Genomic DNA, 14,582 nt, shown 5'->3' with positions numbered 1-14,582 from the left:
GGACGTTGAGAAGCAGGGAAGAAAAAGAAATATATCTATTTTTTGGGAAGTAGCTTTTGCGGCTTCTAATCTGGGTATTCTTCAGTATAAAAGTTGATTGACGAATTGTTTTTATTGAAATGAATAGACTTTATTACGGTGATAACCTGGATGTTTTGCGCGAGAGCATTGCTAGTGAAAGCATCGACCTGATTTATCTCGATCCACCGTTCAATTCCAGCGCTGATTACAATGTGATTTTTGGTGGACGAAAACAGGGAAGTACATCTCATGCTCAGATTACTGCTTTTGAGGATACTTGGCACTGGAACGATGAGTCAAGCCGAACATTAAATGAGTTGTTTCAGAAAAATGGGGAATTAGCTGAAGTCATCGATCTTTTAATTCGCAGATTAGGACACAATGATTTATCAGCTTATTTGGTAATGATGGCAGCGCGTTTACTGGAAATGCACCGAGTTTTAAAACCAACTGGAAGTTTGTATTTACATTGCGATCCAACTGCTAGCCATTATCTAAAAATTATTTTAGATTTGATTTTTGGGGCGAAGAATTTCCGAAATGAAATTACTTGGAAACGCACCAGCGCCCATAACGACCCAAAAAAGTATGGTGCAAATGTAGACGTAATTTTATATTACGTAAAAAGTGACCAATATTGCTGGAATCAAATCTATCTAGCTCATGAGGAAAAATATAAAGCACGATTTAGAAATGTTGACCCAGATGGTCGTCGCTGGACAGATGATAACCTGACTGCTAAAGGTTTATCTGGCGGTGGATACACTTATGAATATAAAGGAGTCACTTCTCTTTGGCGCTGTCCAATTGAAACTATGGAACGTCTAGATAGTGAAGGTCGTTTGCATTTTACTAAAGCTGGAGGCATTAGATTAAAACGATACCTTGATGAAACAGTAGGAACTCCTTTACAAGCTTTATGGGATGATATTCCGCCTATCAATTCTCAAGCTAAAGAACGTCTTGGTTATCCGACACAAAAACCAGTAGCTCTTTTAGAAAGAATCATTCAAGCTAGTTCAAATCCTGATGATATTATCTTAGATCCTTTTTGTGGTTGTGGAACTGCTTTACACGCCGCCCAAAAACTAAATCGTCAATGGATTGGAATTGATATTACTCACCTCGCCATTGCTTTAATTGAAAGCCGTCTCAGAGCCGCTTTTCCTGGTATTGAATTTGATGTTTATGGCACACCAAAAGATTTAGAAGGTGCTAAAGATTTAGCCCAACGTGACAAATATCAATTCCAATGGTGGGCTTGTTCTTTGGTGGAAGTTCCCCCATATCAAGGTAAGAAAAAAGGTGCTGATGGTGGAATAGATGGCTTGCGATATATTAGTGATTTCGAGAATGGTAAAGAAATTAAACGTAAAATTATTGTCAGTGTTAAAGGTGGTGATAATGTTAACGCGGCAATGGTCAGAGATTTAATTGGGACAGTGCAAAATAACAAAGCAGATATTGGTTTATTAATAACTTTAACCAAACCAACTAAACCAATGTTAACCGAAGCGGCAAAAGCGGGATTTTATCAAGCTGGAAATGGTAGAGACTATCCGCGCATTCAAATTTTAACGATCGAAGATCTACTAACTAAAAGAAAACGTCCAGAATACTTTGATATGAGTTTAGGAGATATCACCTTTAGAAAACCAGAAAAAGAAATGGAAACCTTCATCCAACCATCATTATTTTAATCAACTCAAGTTGCGGCTTAAAATGTAGAGACGTTGTATACAACGTCTCTACATTAGACGTTGTATACAACGTCTCTACAAGCCTAAAATTATCCTGTCTGAGGCACCCTACAAATATGCTATTAATTTGGATCGATTTCTACTTGTTCACCAGGAAAAAACTCAGCATTTAATATTTCTTCTAAACTGTAAGGGCATTCTTGGGGAAAGATTTCCTCTTTTAAAGAAGTCTCTCGTAAAGCTAAATCTAAAGCATCTGGATAAATTTCTGTTAAAGCTTTGGGTAAGTAAGGTTGGAGACTGGGATTTCTTTGGAGAAGTCTAGAAATTTTGCGTCTTTGTTCCCGAATAGTGAAAAACCAACTTTTAGAGCGTTTACTTGGTTGAAATTCCCACTTCAGCAAATGCCCAATTAACACTTCTAAACGACTTTCTAACTGACTTTGTTCCTGCCTACCCAAAGATTCAATCTCCTCAGCTAAATTAGAAATATCTAAATTACTCCAATCCTCATTTCGCAAAAACCTTGCTTGTTCCACAGTCCAAGCATAAAAATCACTTTCGTATAATTCGCTGGTTTTATATTCAACTTCTGATAAATTTTGAGTCATAAACTAGTCCTCTTTGATTTGTAAAAAATACTTTTTTAATCTAAGCTTCATAACTACATTTAAGATTTCTATAATTACTCACCAGGCAAAAATTCAAAATCTAATATTTGCTCTAAACTATAAGGACATTCTTGAGGAAAAGTTTCTTTAGATAAAGAAGTTTCACCAATAGCTAATTTAAGCGCGTACTTGTAAACCTCGCTAATAGCATCAGGTAAGTAAGGTTTTAAACTAGGACTTTCTTGCAGCAGACCTAAAATTTGAAAACGTTGTTCATCAATAGTATTTGACCAACTATTAGAACGTTTGTTAGCTTGAAATTCCCACTTCAGCAAATGCCCAATCAAAACTCTTAAACGGTTTTTCAACTCTCTACGGTCTTGTTTACCCAAAGACTCTATCTCCTCAGCTAAATTAGAAATATCTAAATTATTCCAATCCTCATTTCGCAAAAACTTTGCTTGTTCAACAGTCCAAGCATAAAAATCAGTTTCGTATAATTCGCTGGTTTGATATTCAACTTCTGATAAATTATGAGTCATAATAAAAACCCTATTTATATTATCTCTTTTTTCGGGCCTCTCTGCTCCAAATGGGGGTAAATGTTGCGGATATTTTAAATTATGATATCCGCAAATTGCGAAGCGATCGCCAAATATTGCAACCGCCTTTCTAGTTTACCTTTGCCTGTTAACGATTCGCCGCCGAACGAGCCGCAGCAGCTTCATCTGGGTGAATGCCTAAGCGAGTCAAATTGATCCGACCTTTGTTGTCAATTTCCCGCACTTTGACAATCACTTCATCGCCAACTCCCACTTCGTCTTCCACTTTACCAACACGGTAATCTGCTAATTGGGAAATGTGAATCATGCCTTCTTTTCCGGGCAAAAATTCCACAAAAGCACCAATGGGAATAATTCTCGTTACACGACCAACGTAAACATCACCTTCATTTAACTTGCGAGTTAAACCTTGGACAATTCCCTTGGCGCGTTCCGCTTTTTCCACATCAATAGCGGAAATTGTCACTGTACCATCATCATCAATATCGATTTTGGCACCAGTTTCTTCGGTAATTCCTTTAATAGTTTTACCACCAGGGCCGATTACTAAACCAATCAATTCTGGATCGATTTTAATGATTAGTAAACGTGGCGCAAAAGGCGACATTTCGCTGCGTGGTTGGTCAATGGCAGCCAGCATTTTTTCTAAAATATGTAATCTGGCTGGGCGTGCTTGGTGAATAGCTTTAGCAATGGTTTCTATAGGCAAACCATTGATTTTCATATCCATTTGTAGGGCGGTAATTCCTGTATCTGTCCCTGCTACTTTGAAGTCCATATCACCTAAGAAATCTTCAATTCCTTGAATATCTGTTAAGATGCGGACTTCTTCACCTTCTTTAATTAATCCCATTGCAGCACCGCTAACTGGTTTTGCCAGCGGAACTCCAGCATCCATTAAAGCTAAAGTGGAACCACAAACAGAACCCATTGAAGTTGAACCGTTGGAAGAAAGCACTTCCGAAACTACGCGAATCACGTAGGGGAATTGTTCTTTTGGTGGGATGACGGGGACAATGGCACGTTCTGCTAAAGCACCGTGACCAATTTCTCTTCTTCCGGGGGCACGTAAGGGTTTAGTTTCGCCTACGGAGAAGGGAGGGAAGTTGTAGTGGTGCAGGTAGCGTTTTTCGTCTTCTGGGTGCAAGTCGTCGGCGAGTTCTTGCGCGTCTCCGGGTGTTCCCAAGGTGACAATAGACATGACTTGGGTGAGTCCCCGGTTGAATAAACCGCTACCATGAACTCGGCGAGGTAGGACTCCGACGCGACAAGAAACAGGTCGGACTTCATCAAGTTTACGACCATCGACGCGCACGTTTTCTTCGACAATCTGACGGCGCATCAGTTTCTTGGTAATATCTTTGAAGACGTTGCCCAAGGCTTTGCCATCCTTAGTAGTTGCGACTCGGATGGGGTCTTCTTCTGGCAGTTCGGCTATTCCAGCTTCGATGCCAGCTTTAATTTCGTCTAATGCTTCATCGCGTTGGTTTTTGTCGAAATCAAACTTCTTGAGGATTTCTTTGATTGGGTCGGTGGCCCGATCGCGGATATAATTTTCCAAGTCACTATCTGTAACTGGTTTTTCTTCGTGAACTGGCTCAATTTCCAGTTCTTTGAGCAGGTCTTTTTGGGCGGCAATTAAGTCGAGTACTGCTTCGTAACCGAAATCGATCGCTTCAATAATATCAGCTTCCGGCAATTGGTTCGCCCCAGCTTCCACCATAATCACGCCTTCTGGGGAACCAGCAACTACTAAATCTAAATCCCCAGCTTCGATTTCCGCGTAAGTAGGATTAATGATAAAATCATCTCCCACCAGACCAACCCGTACTGCTGCCATTGGCCCATTAAACGGTATCTTCGCTAACATCACCGCAATGGAAGCACCTGTTACCGCTAAAACATCCGGTGGTACTTGCTCATCCATTGACAAGGTAGTAGCAACAATTTGAATGTCATCCCGTAACCAACTGGGGAACAAAGGACGCAAGGGACGGTCTATCAAACGACCTGTCAAAGTTACCTTTTCTGGTGGACGACCTTCCCTTCTCAAAAACCCACCAGGAATTCTCCCAGCAGCATAAAGTCTTTCTTCGTAGTCCACTAACAAGGGGAGAAAATCGATACCTTCTCTACTTGCCGCCCGCGTCGCAGTCACTAATACACAAGTATCACCTGATTGAATAAGAACGGAACCACCAGCCTGTGGAGCAAGGAGGCCAACCTTTAATCTAATATCCCTCCCGTCAAAGGATATCGATTTGTCTAACTCTACCATTCGATCCTTCACTATCACATTCTTTATCTGTCGCAATCGTAGCACTGTTACAGGGTCTCAGGGGAAAGTTGGGACTCTTGGGACAAGGGGACTCTTGGGACAAGGGACAGGTAGAGTTATTTTTAGAGCTTTTTAGAGAATTTGTCTAACCAAGTCTGGGAAAACACTGAAAGCAGAATTGCCTACACCCCTGAAAATTCCGCAATTATCCTGATGCACTTACATTGAGATGGAAGCATAATGATAGAGAGCTAAGGTTAATATCTTTAAAATCCTATACAGAAACGAACCCCTCATAGAACCCTGTCTATGGGGGTTTATATTTTTTGTTATGAGTTTGGCGATTTTCATGAAGGGGAAAGTTTTCGGTACAACATTAAGGCATCTACTAATCTGCCATCTTTCAAATGTACGGCGGCGGGGATACGTCCAATAGTTTCAAAACCCAAAGATTGCCATAGTTTTAGGGAAGCAATGTTGGTTTCAAATACTAGGTTGAACATGACTGCTGCATAACCTCGTCTGGGGGCAATTTCTAACATTTTTTCGCCCATAAATTTGCCGATGCCTTTACCTCTTTGCTCTGGTTGAACGATGAAACCTGCATTGCAAATATGGCTACAGCGTCCGGGGAAATTGGGTTTAATATAAAAAGCTCCTAAAATTTCCTTTGTGTTGCTTTCTCTAACTACAAAAGCATCTTTAGCTAACCAATAAGCGGCAAACTCTGCTTCGGAAACTGGCTGTTCTTGCGGATAAGTTTGCCCTGCAACTATTACTTGATTTAATAATGCTCTGACTGCTTCTGTTTCTTGGGGAAGCATCCAGTCTAGTTCTACTATTTCACCTGTTTTTAATTCTTGCCGGATTGGTAGTTTTATTATAGGCAAATTGTCCATAATTATACTGAGATTACCAAATTAATCATTGGGGTCAATTTTAAGTTGAAAATCAAATGACCCCACAAATAGTGATATACAAGTTAAATTGTCGGTTGTAGTAAGAGGGAAAAAATCAAATTAACTATCCACTTCAGCGATTTCAATTGTCCGGTCTTCCCAATCTTTTACTAAGAAGTTTAATGGTTTTTCTGTACGCAGTTTAAATCGCAAACCTCGAACTTGGATTCGCATTAAGACTTGTTCTAAACATTCGCGATCGAAACAAACATGACGTTGGCGATTTTTTGCGCCTAAACTAGCACCAGAAATAACGTGCAATTGAGTATTTTTTTTCAGTTGATACCACAGTCCGTCGGATTCATTAAATTTGTTAGTAGCAGTCAGACTGGGGCCTGTTGACATATTATAAAGTGGGTCGATCGCAGCCGTGCCAATTGTTTGCTCGTAGTTGTAATAGTAATGTAAAGGTACGTCAGCTGCGGGCAAATCTAGCACGCCTTCATAAAATTGACGGGCAATCTCCAGATCTGACACCATAATTGTGTGTACTTTGGGGGCGCTGGTGAGGAACATCCACATCGCGCCTGCGTAAGCTACCAGCAGCATTACCATGATTCCTTGGGTGGAAAACAAGGCATCGAAAGGTAAGGAAAGTAAAAGAGTGTTATGAGGAAGGGATGAAATCACAGAGGTCATTAGGTTGACTGCTAGAACCATGAATTTACAAAGGGTGAATGATATCTAACTCTAGTCTACCAAGCCTCAAGGAGTGCGATCGAGTTCCTCAGAGATGGGGAGGTTGATCAACGTAAAACTTAAAAGTTAAATTTTCCAACTCAAAATTTTCGCTTCAGCAGTATAGTAACTCAAGTTGTTAGTTACAAATTATTGATTACTCGATCCCCCTGGAGCCCCCCTTATCAAGGGGGGAACCAGCGGAAGCTAACGCTATTAACATTTCGGGGGGAACTACATTCAAAGTCCTCCTTTGTCAGGGGCATAATGGGGAGCAAAAAGCCTCAGCTTATAACTAGCAACTTAAATTAGTATTTGGTAAAATCTGATGATTTGATTGATTAGCTAAAGGGTAAAGTTGTGCAAATTCCTTATTTTGCTGAAACCGATCATCCACAGGTCAAGTCTCTGTCGCATTACAGCGATCGGGAACTACTGACTTTGTTTCAACGCTATCCCGAAGAAGGAAAATATTTTACGGCTATTTTTTGTCGATATAGTCCGATCGTCTATACTCTAATTGCCCACTCTGGACGTTCTCCGGTGCAGGTTGATTATTTGTTTGCTCTGACTTGGCGACATATCTATTATGCAATGATGGAATTAGATTTGCGCGGTTCAAGTGTTCCCGGAATGGAAGATTTTAACTTGCAAAATTGGTTAATTAATATGACGGCACTTTGTATTAACCAAGCTGATGTTCCGCCTGTGGAGTCTATTCATTATTCTTTGTCAGCTGCTTCTCCACCTCTTTGGTGTTATACCCATCAAGCGTTAGATTTTTTACCTCCTTTGCAACGGTTAATTGTGTTAATGTCACAAACTTTTCATTGGAGTGAGGCGCGAATTTCTGCTTATTTGCAAAGTGAAGGAGAAACAGTTTCACCTCATCAGGTAAGGTCTTTGTTAATCTCTGGTCTGCAAGAATTACAACGCTCTTTACCTGCTGATATTCGGGAGATTTATCTAGGTGAAGAGGGTACGGTAGAAAAGCAGGAATCTTTGCTATGAAAGGGATTGACGAATGGCGATTTGGCAAGAATAATAGAGGGGTAAAAGTTTCACCTCTGTCTACAGTTTTGGCATCTAAAAGATTAGCGAAAATTCATAAGATGCGGGGAGAAGTTAAGCGAAATAGAATTTTTTTTCTTTGTTTAATTCTGCCTTTTTACTTTCTGCTTTTAGGTGCGGCTGATTTAAATGAACAATTGGATATTCGGATTAATAATGGGACGCAGGGAGAAAGTCGAGACGAAGCCGATCGCTTAGTGCGGTTGGGAGGTCAAGCACAACAAAAAGGATTGTTAAATAAGGCTATTCCCTATTGGTTAAAAGCCTTAACTATTTACTCTGAAATAGGCGATCAAGAGGCGGTTGGTCGAACTTATGATTATTTGGGTTTAGCTTATGCTGATTTAGGTTTATTCCGACAAGCAGAAGATGCGCTGCGAAAAAGATTAGGAGTGGCTAGGTTAAATAGGGATTGGCAAGGGCAAATTTTTGGCTTGAATAATGTTGGTTCACTTTTGCTGAAGAAACGTGATATTTCGGCAGCGAAAACAACATTTAATGAAGCACTTTCTCTGGCTCGTGCTACTAACAGTCCGGCTGGGATTGGGTTATCTTTAAATAATTTGGGTTTAGTCGCAGTAAGTCGGGGAGATTATAATCAAGCGATTAAAAGATATGAGTCAGCTTTGATTTATCGCAGTCGTGCTAGTGACCCAGTGGGAGAGGCAAATACTTATAATAATTTGGGTGATGCTTATCGGGCTACTGACAATTTTTGGGATACGATTAGGGCTTATGGTGCGGCTTTGAGAGTGGCGCGATTGGCGATCGATCGCCCAAATCAATTTCGCGCTATTGATGGATTAGTTAATACCTACAATTGCGCGAAAAATTACACCAGAACTTTAGATTTGTTAGAGGAACGTTTAAAACTAGCTCGCGCTTCCGAAAATCCTTACCAAGAGTTGAAATCACTCCGATTATTAAGTCAATTTTACCGACAACAAGGTAAGAATATGGAAGCGCTAATGGTACAACATCAGGCAATTTGTTTGGCTCAAGAATTAAATGAAACTCAAGCAGTGGCGGAATTGTTAAGAGAATTGCTGGAAATTCCCGTTAATGATTAATTCAAGTAAACTGCACCTGTTGGTTGTATCATCAGGGCAGATTTATCCAAACTAAAACTGCTGGTGGGGTCAAATCTCACTTCTAAAACTCCGGGAGAAACAGGTTGAGGATTAACAACTAAAAAGCCGCCATCTGGACGATAAAAAGTGAGAGTTGTGGGTGTATCTATTGACCGTAAAGTAACTCTATTGTTACCCCGTAAATAACGAGGTTGAGTTTCACCAATTACCTGATAAGTAATATCAGCACCAGAGTTATTAACTAACCTCAAATTTACTAATCCGTTGACTGGTCTAACACTAGTAGTTGCCGCTTGTTGTTGTTCTGGTGTGGGAATGATGGTGCGGCGATTAAGATAAGGTTGCCCATATCTGTAATTTTGCGACATCATTATGTGACTTGTATTTTGTTTTTCCAATGCACGGCGATTTCGTTGCATGATTTCGTTAGCGCAAAGTTGTTCCATCTCCGCTTCCGAGGGAGCAGGAAAACTACCATCACGAACTTCAGGTGGTTCATTGACACTACCGGAAGGTAAAGTTTGGGTAATGGAAGCTGGTCGATCGCTATTTTGATTAGGAATACTTTGACCAAGAGTTGAAGGAACATTTTGCCGATCGCGCATCGTACTATTCATGTATTCCGCACAGATCCGACTGCGTTCTACTGGAGATAATTCATCATTATTAGGTATTTGATTTCCGGGTGTTGGATTCATATTTCCCGGCATTGTCGGGTTTATTTGAGCAACTGCTGGAAAGGCAAAAATCAAACTGCCAAAAACTGCTCCTACTAATCCAATTTGTTTTTTAACTTCTCGATTTTGTAAATTCATTTTTCCCCCAAGTTTTTATTAAAAAAGTGAAACTATTTAAGAAAGGGGAGGTTAAACCTCTTCGATCTCGTGACCAGGTTCAACCTGGTCACGAAAAATTCTTAGCCCTTTTATGCTTCTTCCCACAATTGGCGAACTCTTCCCGGTAGCCATTCAGCTATTTCTGCAATTCGTTCTTGGGACAATTCATCTTTTGTTGCCGAAAATACGGCTTTAACGACTTGTTCGCGATCGACATTTGGCGGCATTCCACCTTCGTTGGCGACGCGGAATAAAAAGCGATCGTCGTTAATTCTAAAGATGCCCGGGCCTTGCCAAGGTGGACGAACCCGACTTAAAAATCCGACAATCGGATTAGTATCTCTCCACAAATCGCTAATTTCCATTTGCAGCGCTTTATCATCTGTTGGCATCGCTTCTTCGTGGAGTTCGGCGGCGACGCGATCGGCTGCATCTGTTGTCATTAAATCGCGCATTACTCGATACACGACTTCAGTCAAATCTCTGGCATCATAAGGTTCTGATAAGCCACCTTTGAGCATGACTTTTTGCAAGAAAGGCATATCTTTATCAGCAATTGGTACTGCTGGGCCTCTCTTTAAAGATTCAGGAGGATTTGCCTCCATTTCTGCTAACGCTTGGCGACCTTTTTCGGTTAATTCTGCCTTTTTAAAAGTAATTAAATGAGGCAAAGGGCCATCTGGCGCACCATAAGTGTTGGCAATTCTGACATCCACTTCTTTTGGGTTAACTGCATCAGGAACATCTTCCTGATTACCGTAAGCATTGCCGCTAAATTCAGCGTTGATATATTGCTTTTGATTTAAATAATCCAAGTGTCCTAAGAATTCTGCTGGTGTAAGTTCTCGACCAACAAAATCTGCTTCATTGAAGTTAACTGCGTGCATCCCGTCGTTGCTATCAGTTTCGCTGATTTTCTTCAGCATTATATAGACAACATCCTCTCTTATTCCAATTGTCATATTGCTATTAAACGTCTCCTAATCACTCGACTCATGCCTTGAGGCTAATATGAAATTTATATCCATTTCCTCTGTCACAGGAGACATTCCGTTGTGAATTGTCTTAATTGATTATAGTGTTAAATTTTTCGTTTATCCCTGACTTAAGGTAGATGAAATCCCGATAAAAATTAAGCAGGAATTACCAATAATTGATTAAGAATTGAATGTTTCTAAACGCTGTTGAGATAGAGTGACAGTAACAGTTGTTCCTTGATTAATAACACTATCAATGCGAATGTTGCCGTCGTGATTTTGGGCAATGGCAGCTGCGATCGCTAATCCTAAACCCGAACCTGTAACTGTTCCCCGACTGCGTGCCGGATCGACGCGATAAAAGCGATCGAATAGATGAGGTAAAGCATCTTCTGGAATACCAATTCCAGTATCAATAATTTTGACTTGTAGCTGAGGATGATTACCCCGCCGAAAAACTCGCTGCAATTCTATCTTTACTTTACCTTTAGCTGGCGTATATTGCAGCGCATTACCGATCAAATTGGTAAATAATCGTGCTAATTGATCCCAGTCTCCCAAAAGGTTAAAAAAGTCTTCTTCAGTTTCTGCTAAATACTTTTTCCCCATTCCCGATCCGCCAATCTCCTCTTTTAAATCTAAGGAAAGTTCTATCTCTTTTTCCTGTGCAATTAACTGTTGTTCTTCTACTACTTCCATTAGTAAAGCATCCAATGGACAAGCGGAAAACCGAGGTTGGACAATCCCACTATCCTGCCTTGCTAAAAATAGTAAATCATCTACCAAACGTCCTAATCTTTGGGTTAATCTTTCGATTACTTTCAACTGTTGCTGATGGGTTCCTAACTCTAATTCTGGATCTGCTAATGCTACTTGGACGTTGGTTTGAATCATGGCGATCGGACTTCGCAATTCATGAGAAGCATCTGAGGTAAATTGCTTTAAACTTTGGTAAGATTCCTTGACTGGTTCCATTGCCAAACCGGAAAGCAACCAACCAATTGCTGCTACACAAGTTACCATAAAGGTTGTGCCTAAACTCAAGTCTAAGATTAACTGACGACTGGGTTTAGTAACTTCAAACCAAGGATGACTAACTCGCAAATATCCAATAACTTGTCTCCCAATTTCTACTCTTTCTGTGATTTGGCGTAAAAGTATAATATTAGGGGAATTGGTATCAGCTTTTTTCTCAATTCTTACTGTTTCTCCAGTGCAGTTAGCATGAATGGGAATGTTCAAAGGTTCAGAAAATGTTGACCACAGTAATTCGCCATTAGGACTAAACCATTCTAAGTCAATGCGATCGTCATCTACAGTATCCGTATTATCTCGAAAACTAGCTTCTAAGTTAATGCGGAATTTGTTTTCTGTAGTGTTTGATTCGATGACTAGCGATCGTTCTACTACTTCCACTACATGATTTAATGTATCATCAACTCTTTCTACTAAAGTGTTACGAACATAAAGATAAACGCCTGTAGCAAATAATAGTAATAACACAGCAGTAACAGCGGCGTACCAAATAGCTAAACGGCGGCGAGTTGTTTGAAACATTGGCTATCAGTAAGCAAGCAGTACTTTCTAAATCAAACATATAATAGTTAAATTTTACCCAAACTTCAGCGAAAAGTTTGCTTGTCTGCTGAGTTTTTTCTTAATTATAATCTCTGCTTTTCGGTTTTTCACCATTTATCAGGCTTTTTTAAGTACATCATGAAATCATGACAAGTTGGCTGAGATTAATTCTCAATAATTTTACGAGTTTAGGTCGTTTGCGAGGGATTGACTAAAAAGGCTTTTTTCACTAAACTAACAAATGTGATATTTTTACTTTATCTATACCCTTTATTAGTACTACAAACATCTCCTATATTACTAATATAGTCAAATTGTTGATAATTGCGTAGAGACTTAAGCAAAATTTCAGGATTTGACCCTCAATAAAGCTGAAAGGGAAAAGTAAAGTTGTGTAAACGATTTATGGCTGAGTTTGACAAGTTTAACTATATGTGATATTGGGTATGACTACCAAAAAAAGCTTTTTTTGAACCGCTTCAGTTGCTTAGTTTTAGTAGAAAAAGCGTTACTTAGTTGAAATAAATTCAGAGAATAAGGAGTAAAATTTTGCCATAATCAAATTGATGAACTAATCAAGATGTTGCGATCGCGATTTCCCACTATTATCCAATCATCCTAAAATCAGCCATGTCTGAAAATCTGATTCTTGACCCCAGTCAATACCCAGATAATAGCAAAATCCTACAGGAAGACGATACTCCCTTGGATAGTTTCATTAACGAAAAACAACAGCGACTCCTCACGGAAGTTCTCTCTAATTATCAGTTAAATGATGGTATTCAATTTATCGTAGCTGCTAACGTAGGAATCTTCCGTAATTCCCGTCTTCCCGCGATAGTTCCTGATGTATTCCTCAGCTTAAATGTCAGCATTCCAGATGATTGGTTAAACCGAAATATCCGTTCCTATTTACTCTGGGAATTTGGCAAACCTCCAGAAATTGTCATTGAAATAGTTTCGCAAACTCCGGGTAACGAACTGGGTAGCAAATTCACCGATTATGCCCGAATGGGTGTAATGTATTATGTAGTTTACGATCCTTTAGGTGAATTGAGCGATTCCCCCTTACAAATCTTTCAATTACAAGCTGGACGTTACGTACCAAAAACAGACCTTTGGTTCCCTTTAGTAGGTTTAGGTTTAACTCTTTGGCAAGGCATTTTTGAAAGTGCTAATGCTACTTGGTTGCGTTGGTGCGATGCTGAAGGAAATGTTATTCCCACAGTTGAAGAATTAGCAGCTAGATTAATTCTAACTCAATCACAATTAACTGAAACTCAATCCCAGTTAACAGCATCGCAAAATCAGACAAAACAAGCGTTATTGCAAGGTATTCAGTTAGGTTTACAGCTTAAGTTTGGCAATCAAGGATTAGATATTTTCGGAGAAATTTCTGCCATTGACGATCTGAATTTGCTGCAAAGAATAACAGCTAGTTTGTTAACAGTTGAGCGTTTAGAAGATTTACGGCAAATTTATTTGTCATAATTTAGAGGGGGAGTTGCGATCGCTCCCCAAAAACAACAAACTTAAATTATTCCAAACACTTTAGGGAAGCGTTAAATGGTACAAATACCATATAAATCTCTAACATTAGCCGAGTTTCTCACACTACCAGAAACCGAACCAGCTAGTGAGTTTATTAATGGAGAAATTATTCAAAAACCAATGCCAAAAGGAAAACATAGTATAATTCAAGGTGAGTTAGTTTCGGTAATTAATGCAGTATTAAAACCCCGAAAAATTGCTCGTGCTTTTCCCGAACTGCGATGTACTTTTGCAGAAAAGTCAATAGTGCCAGATGTATCTGTGTTTCTTTGGGAGAGAATACCTCGCGATCGAAATGGCGAAGTTGCTAATATTTTTACCATTGCACCTGATTGGATAATTGAGATTTTATCACCGGAACAAAGTCAAACGAAAGTTACAAAAAAGATTTTGCAATGTTTGAAAAATGGAACACAAATGGGTTGGTTAATTGATCCTGAAGAACAGACAATATTTGTCTATCTTGCTAATCAGCAACCGGAAGTTTTTGATCAAGTAGCAGCACAATTACCTGTACCATCTTTTGCTAGTGATTTACAGTTAACTGTTGGACAAATTTTTGGTTGGTTGTTGGAGTGAATTTACATCAATTAGAGGTACGTTGTTGCGCTTTAGCGCTAAAGCGCAACAACGTACCTCTGATTGGAACATCCTGCTGGGGGGCGGCT

The 14,582-nt window shown here is 39.7% G+C and carries 13 protein-coding genes; 5 read left to right on the top strand and 8 right to left on the bottom strand.

From position 1 onward, the window contains the following. Positions 1-119 precede the first annotated feature (119 nt). On the top strand, positions 120-1,721 hold the full coding sequence (locus tag ACE1CC_RS06565; protein WP_413269664.1) for a site-specific DNA-methyltransferase: 1,602 nt from the start codon (positions 120-122) through the stop codon (positions 1,719-1,721). Positions 1,722-1,843: 122 nt separating this feature from the next. On the opposite strand, the gene ACE1CC_RS06560 is transcribed toward ACE1CC_RS06565, so the two are convergent. From ACE1CC_RS06560 to ACE1CC_RS06540, 5 genes are all read right to left on the bottom strand, one after another. Next, positions 1,844-2,332, bottom strand: coding sequence for a DUF29 domain-containing protein (locus tag ACE1CC_RS06560; protein WP_413269663.1), 489 nt, complete (start codon positions 2,330-2,332; stop codon positions 1,844-1,846). Between the two features lie 74 nt (positions 2,333-2,406). Further along, entirely contained in the window at positions 2,407-2,874 is a 468-nt protein-coding gene (locus tag ACE1CC_RS06555; protein WP_413269662.1) for a DUF29 domain-containing protein, read from the bottom strand. Positions 2,875-3,022: 148 nt separating this feature from the next. Next, positions 3,023-5,173: a polyribonucleotide nucleotidyltransferase gene (locus ACE1CC_RS06550; RefSeq protein ID WP_413269661.1), complete on the bottom strand. Its 2,151-nt coding sequence runs from the start codon at positions 5,171-5,173 to the stop codon at positions 3,023-3,025. Positions 5,174-5,520: 347 nt separating this feature from the next. Continuing rightward, entirely contained in the window at positions 5,521-6,072 is a 552-nt protein-coding gene (locus tag ACE1CC_RS06545) for a GNAT family N-acetyltransferase (protein WP_413269660.1), read from the bottom strand. 120 nt (positions 6,073-6,192) lie between these two features. Beyond that, positions 6,193-6,792 carry a glyoxalase-like domain protein gene (locus ACE1CC_RS06540; RefSeq protein ID WP_413269659.1) on the bottom strand — a complete coding sequence of 200 codons (600 nt, stop codon included), beginning with the start codon at positions 6,790-6,792 and terminating at the stop codon, positions 6,193-6,195. Positions 6,793-7,170: 378 nt separating this feature from the next. On the opposite strand from ACE1CC_RS06540, the gene ACE1CC_RS06535 reads away from it, so the two are divergent. Both ACE1CC_RS06535 and ACE1CC_RS06530 read left to right on the top strand, forming a co-directional pair. Then, positions 7,171-7,821 carry an RNA polymerase sigma factor gene (locus ACE1CC_RS06535; protein WP_413269658.1) on the top strand — a complete coding sequence of 217 codons (651 nt, stop codon included), beginning with the start codon at positions 7,171-7,173 and terminating at the stop codon, positions 7,819-7,821. After that, positions 7,818-8,951, top strand: a complete 1,134-nt coding sequence (locus ACE1CC_RS06530) for a tetratricopeptide repeat protein (RefSeq protein ID WP_413269657.1) — start codon at positions 7,818-7,820, stop codon at positions 8,949-8,951. Before ACE1CC_RS06535 ends, ACE1CC_RS06530 begins: the two co-directional genes overlap by 4 nt. Here the strand turns inward: ACE1CC_RS06530 and ACE1CC_RS06525 are convergent. The 3 genes from ACE1CC_RS06525 to ACE1CC_RS06515 all read right to left on the bottom strand — a co-directional run bounded on the left by ACE1CC_RS06525 (position 8,948) and on the right by ACE1CC_RS06515 (position 12,342). Continuing rightward, entirely contained in the window at positions 8,948-9,787 is an 840-nt protein-coding gene (locus tag ACE1CC_RS06525; RefSeq protein WP_413269656.1) for a hypothetical protein, read from the bottom strand. The genes ACE1CC_RS06530 and ACE1CC_RS06525 overlap by 4 nt on opposite strands. Positions 9,788-9,897: 110 nt before the next feature. Then, the gene (locus ACE1CC_RS06520; RefSeq protein WP_413269655.1) at positions 9,898-10,770 is read right to left on the bottom strand and encodes a DUF2267 domain-containing protein; all 873 of its coding nucleotides are present in this window, start codon (positions 10,768-10,770) and stop codon (positions 9,898-9,900) included. 195 nt (positions 10,771-10,965) lie between these two features. Then, positions 10,966-12,342, bottom strand: coding sequence for a sensor histidine kinase (locus ACE1CC_RS06515; RefSeq protein WP_413269654.1), 1,377 nt, complete (start codon positions 12,340-12,342; stop codon positions 10,966-10,968). 651 nt (positions 12,343-12,993) lie between these two features. Between ACE1CC_RS06515 and ACE1CC_RS06510 the strand changes: the two genes are divergently transcribed. Both ACE1CC_RS06510 and ACE1CC_RS06505 read left to right on the top strand, forming a co-directional pair. Continuing rightward, the gene (locus tag ACE1CC_RS06510; RefSeq protein WP_413269653.1) at positions 12,994-13,854 is read left to right on the top strand and encodes a Uma2 family endonuclease; all 861 of its coding nucleotides are present in this window, start codon (positions 12,994-12,996) and stop codon (positions 13,852-13,854) included. Between the two features lie 75 nt (positions 13,855-13,929). Next, complete coding sequence (locus ACE1CC_RS06505; RefSeq protein WP_413269652.1) at positions 13,930-14,493, top strand: Uma2 family endonuclease; 564 nt, start codon at positions 13,930-13,932, stop codon at positions 14,491-14,493. Positions 14,494-14,582: the final 89 nt, after the last annotated feature.

It is taken from the genome of Floridaenema aerugineum BLCC-F46 (assembly GCF_041929345.1).
Taxonomy (GTDB): Bacteria; Cyanobacteriota; Cyanobacteriia; order Cyanobacteriales; family Aerosakkonemataceae; genus Floridanema; species Floridanema aerugineum.
Note: the sequence above shows the minus strand (reverse complement) of the source record. Positions and strands in the feature narration are given on the sequence as shown.

What these genes read in the sequence shown, in the direction of transcription:
- ACE1CC_RS06550 (WP_413269661.1), bottom strand. Translation starts at nt 5,173, where the DNA reads ATGGTAGAGTTAGACAAATCGATATCCTTTGACGGGAGGGATATTAGA.
- ACE1CC_RS06545 (WP_413269660.1), bottom strand. Translation starts at nt 6,072, where the DNA reads ATGGACAATTTGCCTATAATAAAACTACCAATCCGGCAAGAATTAAAA.
- ACE1CC_RS06530 (WP_413269657.1), top strand. Translation starts at nt 7,818, where the DNA reads ATGAAAGGGATTGACGAATGGCGATTTGGCAAGAATAATAGAGGGGTA.
- ACE1CC_RS06505 (WP_413269652.1), top strand. Translation starts at nt 13,930, where the DNA reads ATGGTACAAATACCATATAAATCTCTAACATTAGCCGAGTTTCTCACA.
- ACE1CC_RS06515 (WP_413269654.1), bottom strand. Translation starts at nt 12,342, where the DNA reads ATGTTTCAAACAACTCGCCGCCGTTTAGCTATTTGGTACGCCGCTGTT.
- ACE1CC_RS06565 (WP_413269664.1), top strand. Translation starts at nt 120, where the DNA reads ATGAATAGACTTTATTACGGTGATAACCTGGATGTTTTGCGCGAGAGC.
- ACE1CC_RS06560 (WP_413269663.1), bottom strand. Translation starts at nt 2,332, where the DNA reads ATGACTCAAAATTTATCAGAAGTTGAATATAAAACCAGCGAATTATAC.
- ACE1CC_RS06520 (WP_413269655.1), bottom strand. Translation starts at nt 10,770, where the DNA reads ATGACAATTGGAATAAGAGAGGATGTTGTCTATATAATGCTGAAGAAA.
- ACE1CC_RS06540 (WP_413269659.1), bottom strand. Translation starts at nt 6,792, where the DNA reads ATGGTTCTAGCAGTCAACCTAATGACCTCTGTGATTTCATCCCTTCCT.
- ACE1CC_RS06525 (WP_413269656.1), bottom strand. Translation starts at nt 9,787, where the DNA reads ATGAATTTACAAAATCGAGAAGTTAAAAAACAAATTGGATTAGTAGGA.
- ACE1CC_RS06555 (WP_413269662.1), bottom strand. Translation starts at nt 2,874, where the DNA reads ATGACTCATAATTTATCAGAAGTTGAATATCAAACCAGCGAATTATAC.
- ACE1CC_RS06510 (WP_413269653.1), top strand. Translation starts at nt 12,994, where the DNA reads ATGTCTGAAAATCTGATTCTTGACCCCAGTCAATACCCAGATAATAGC.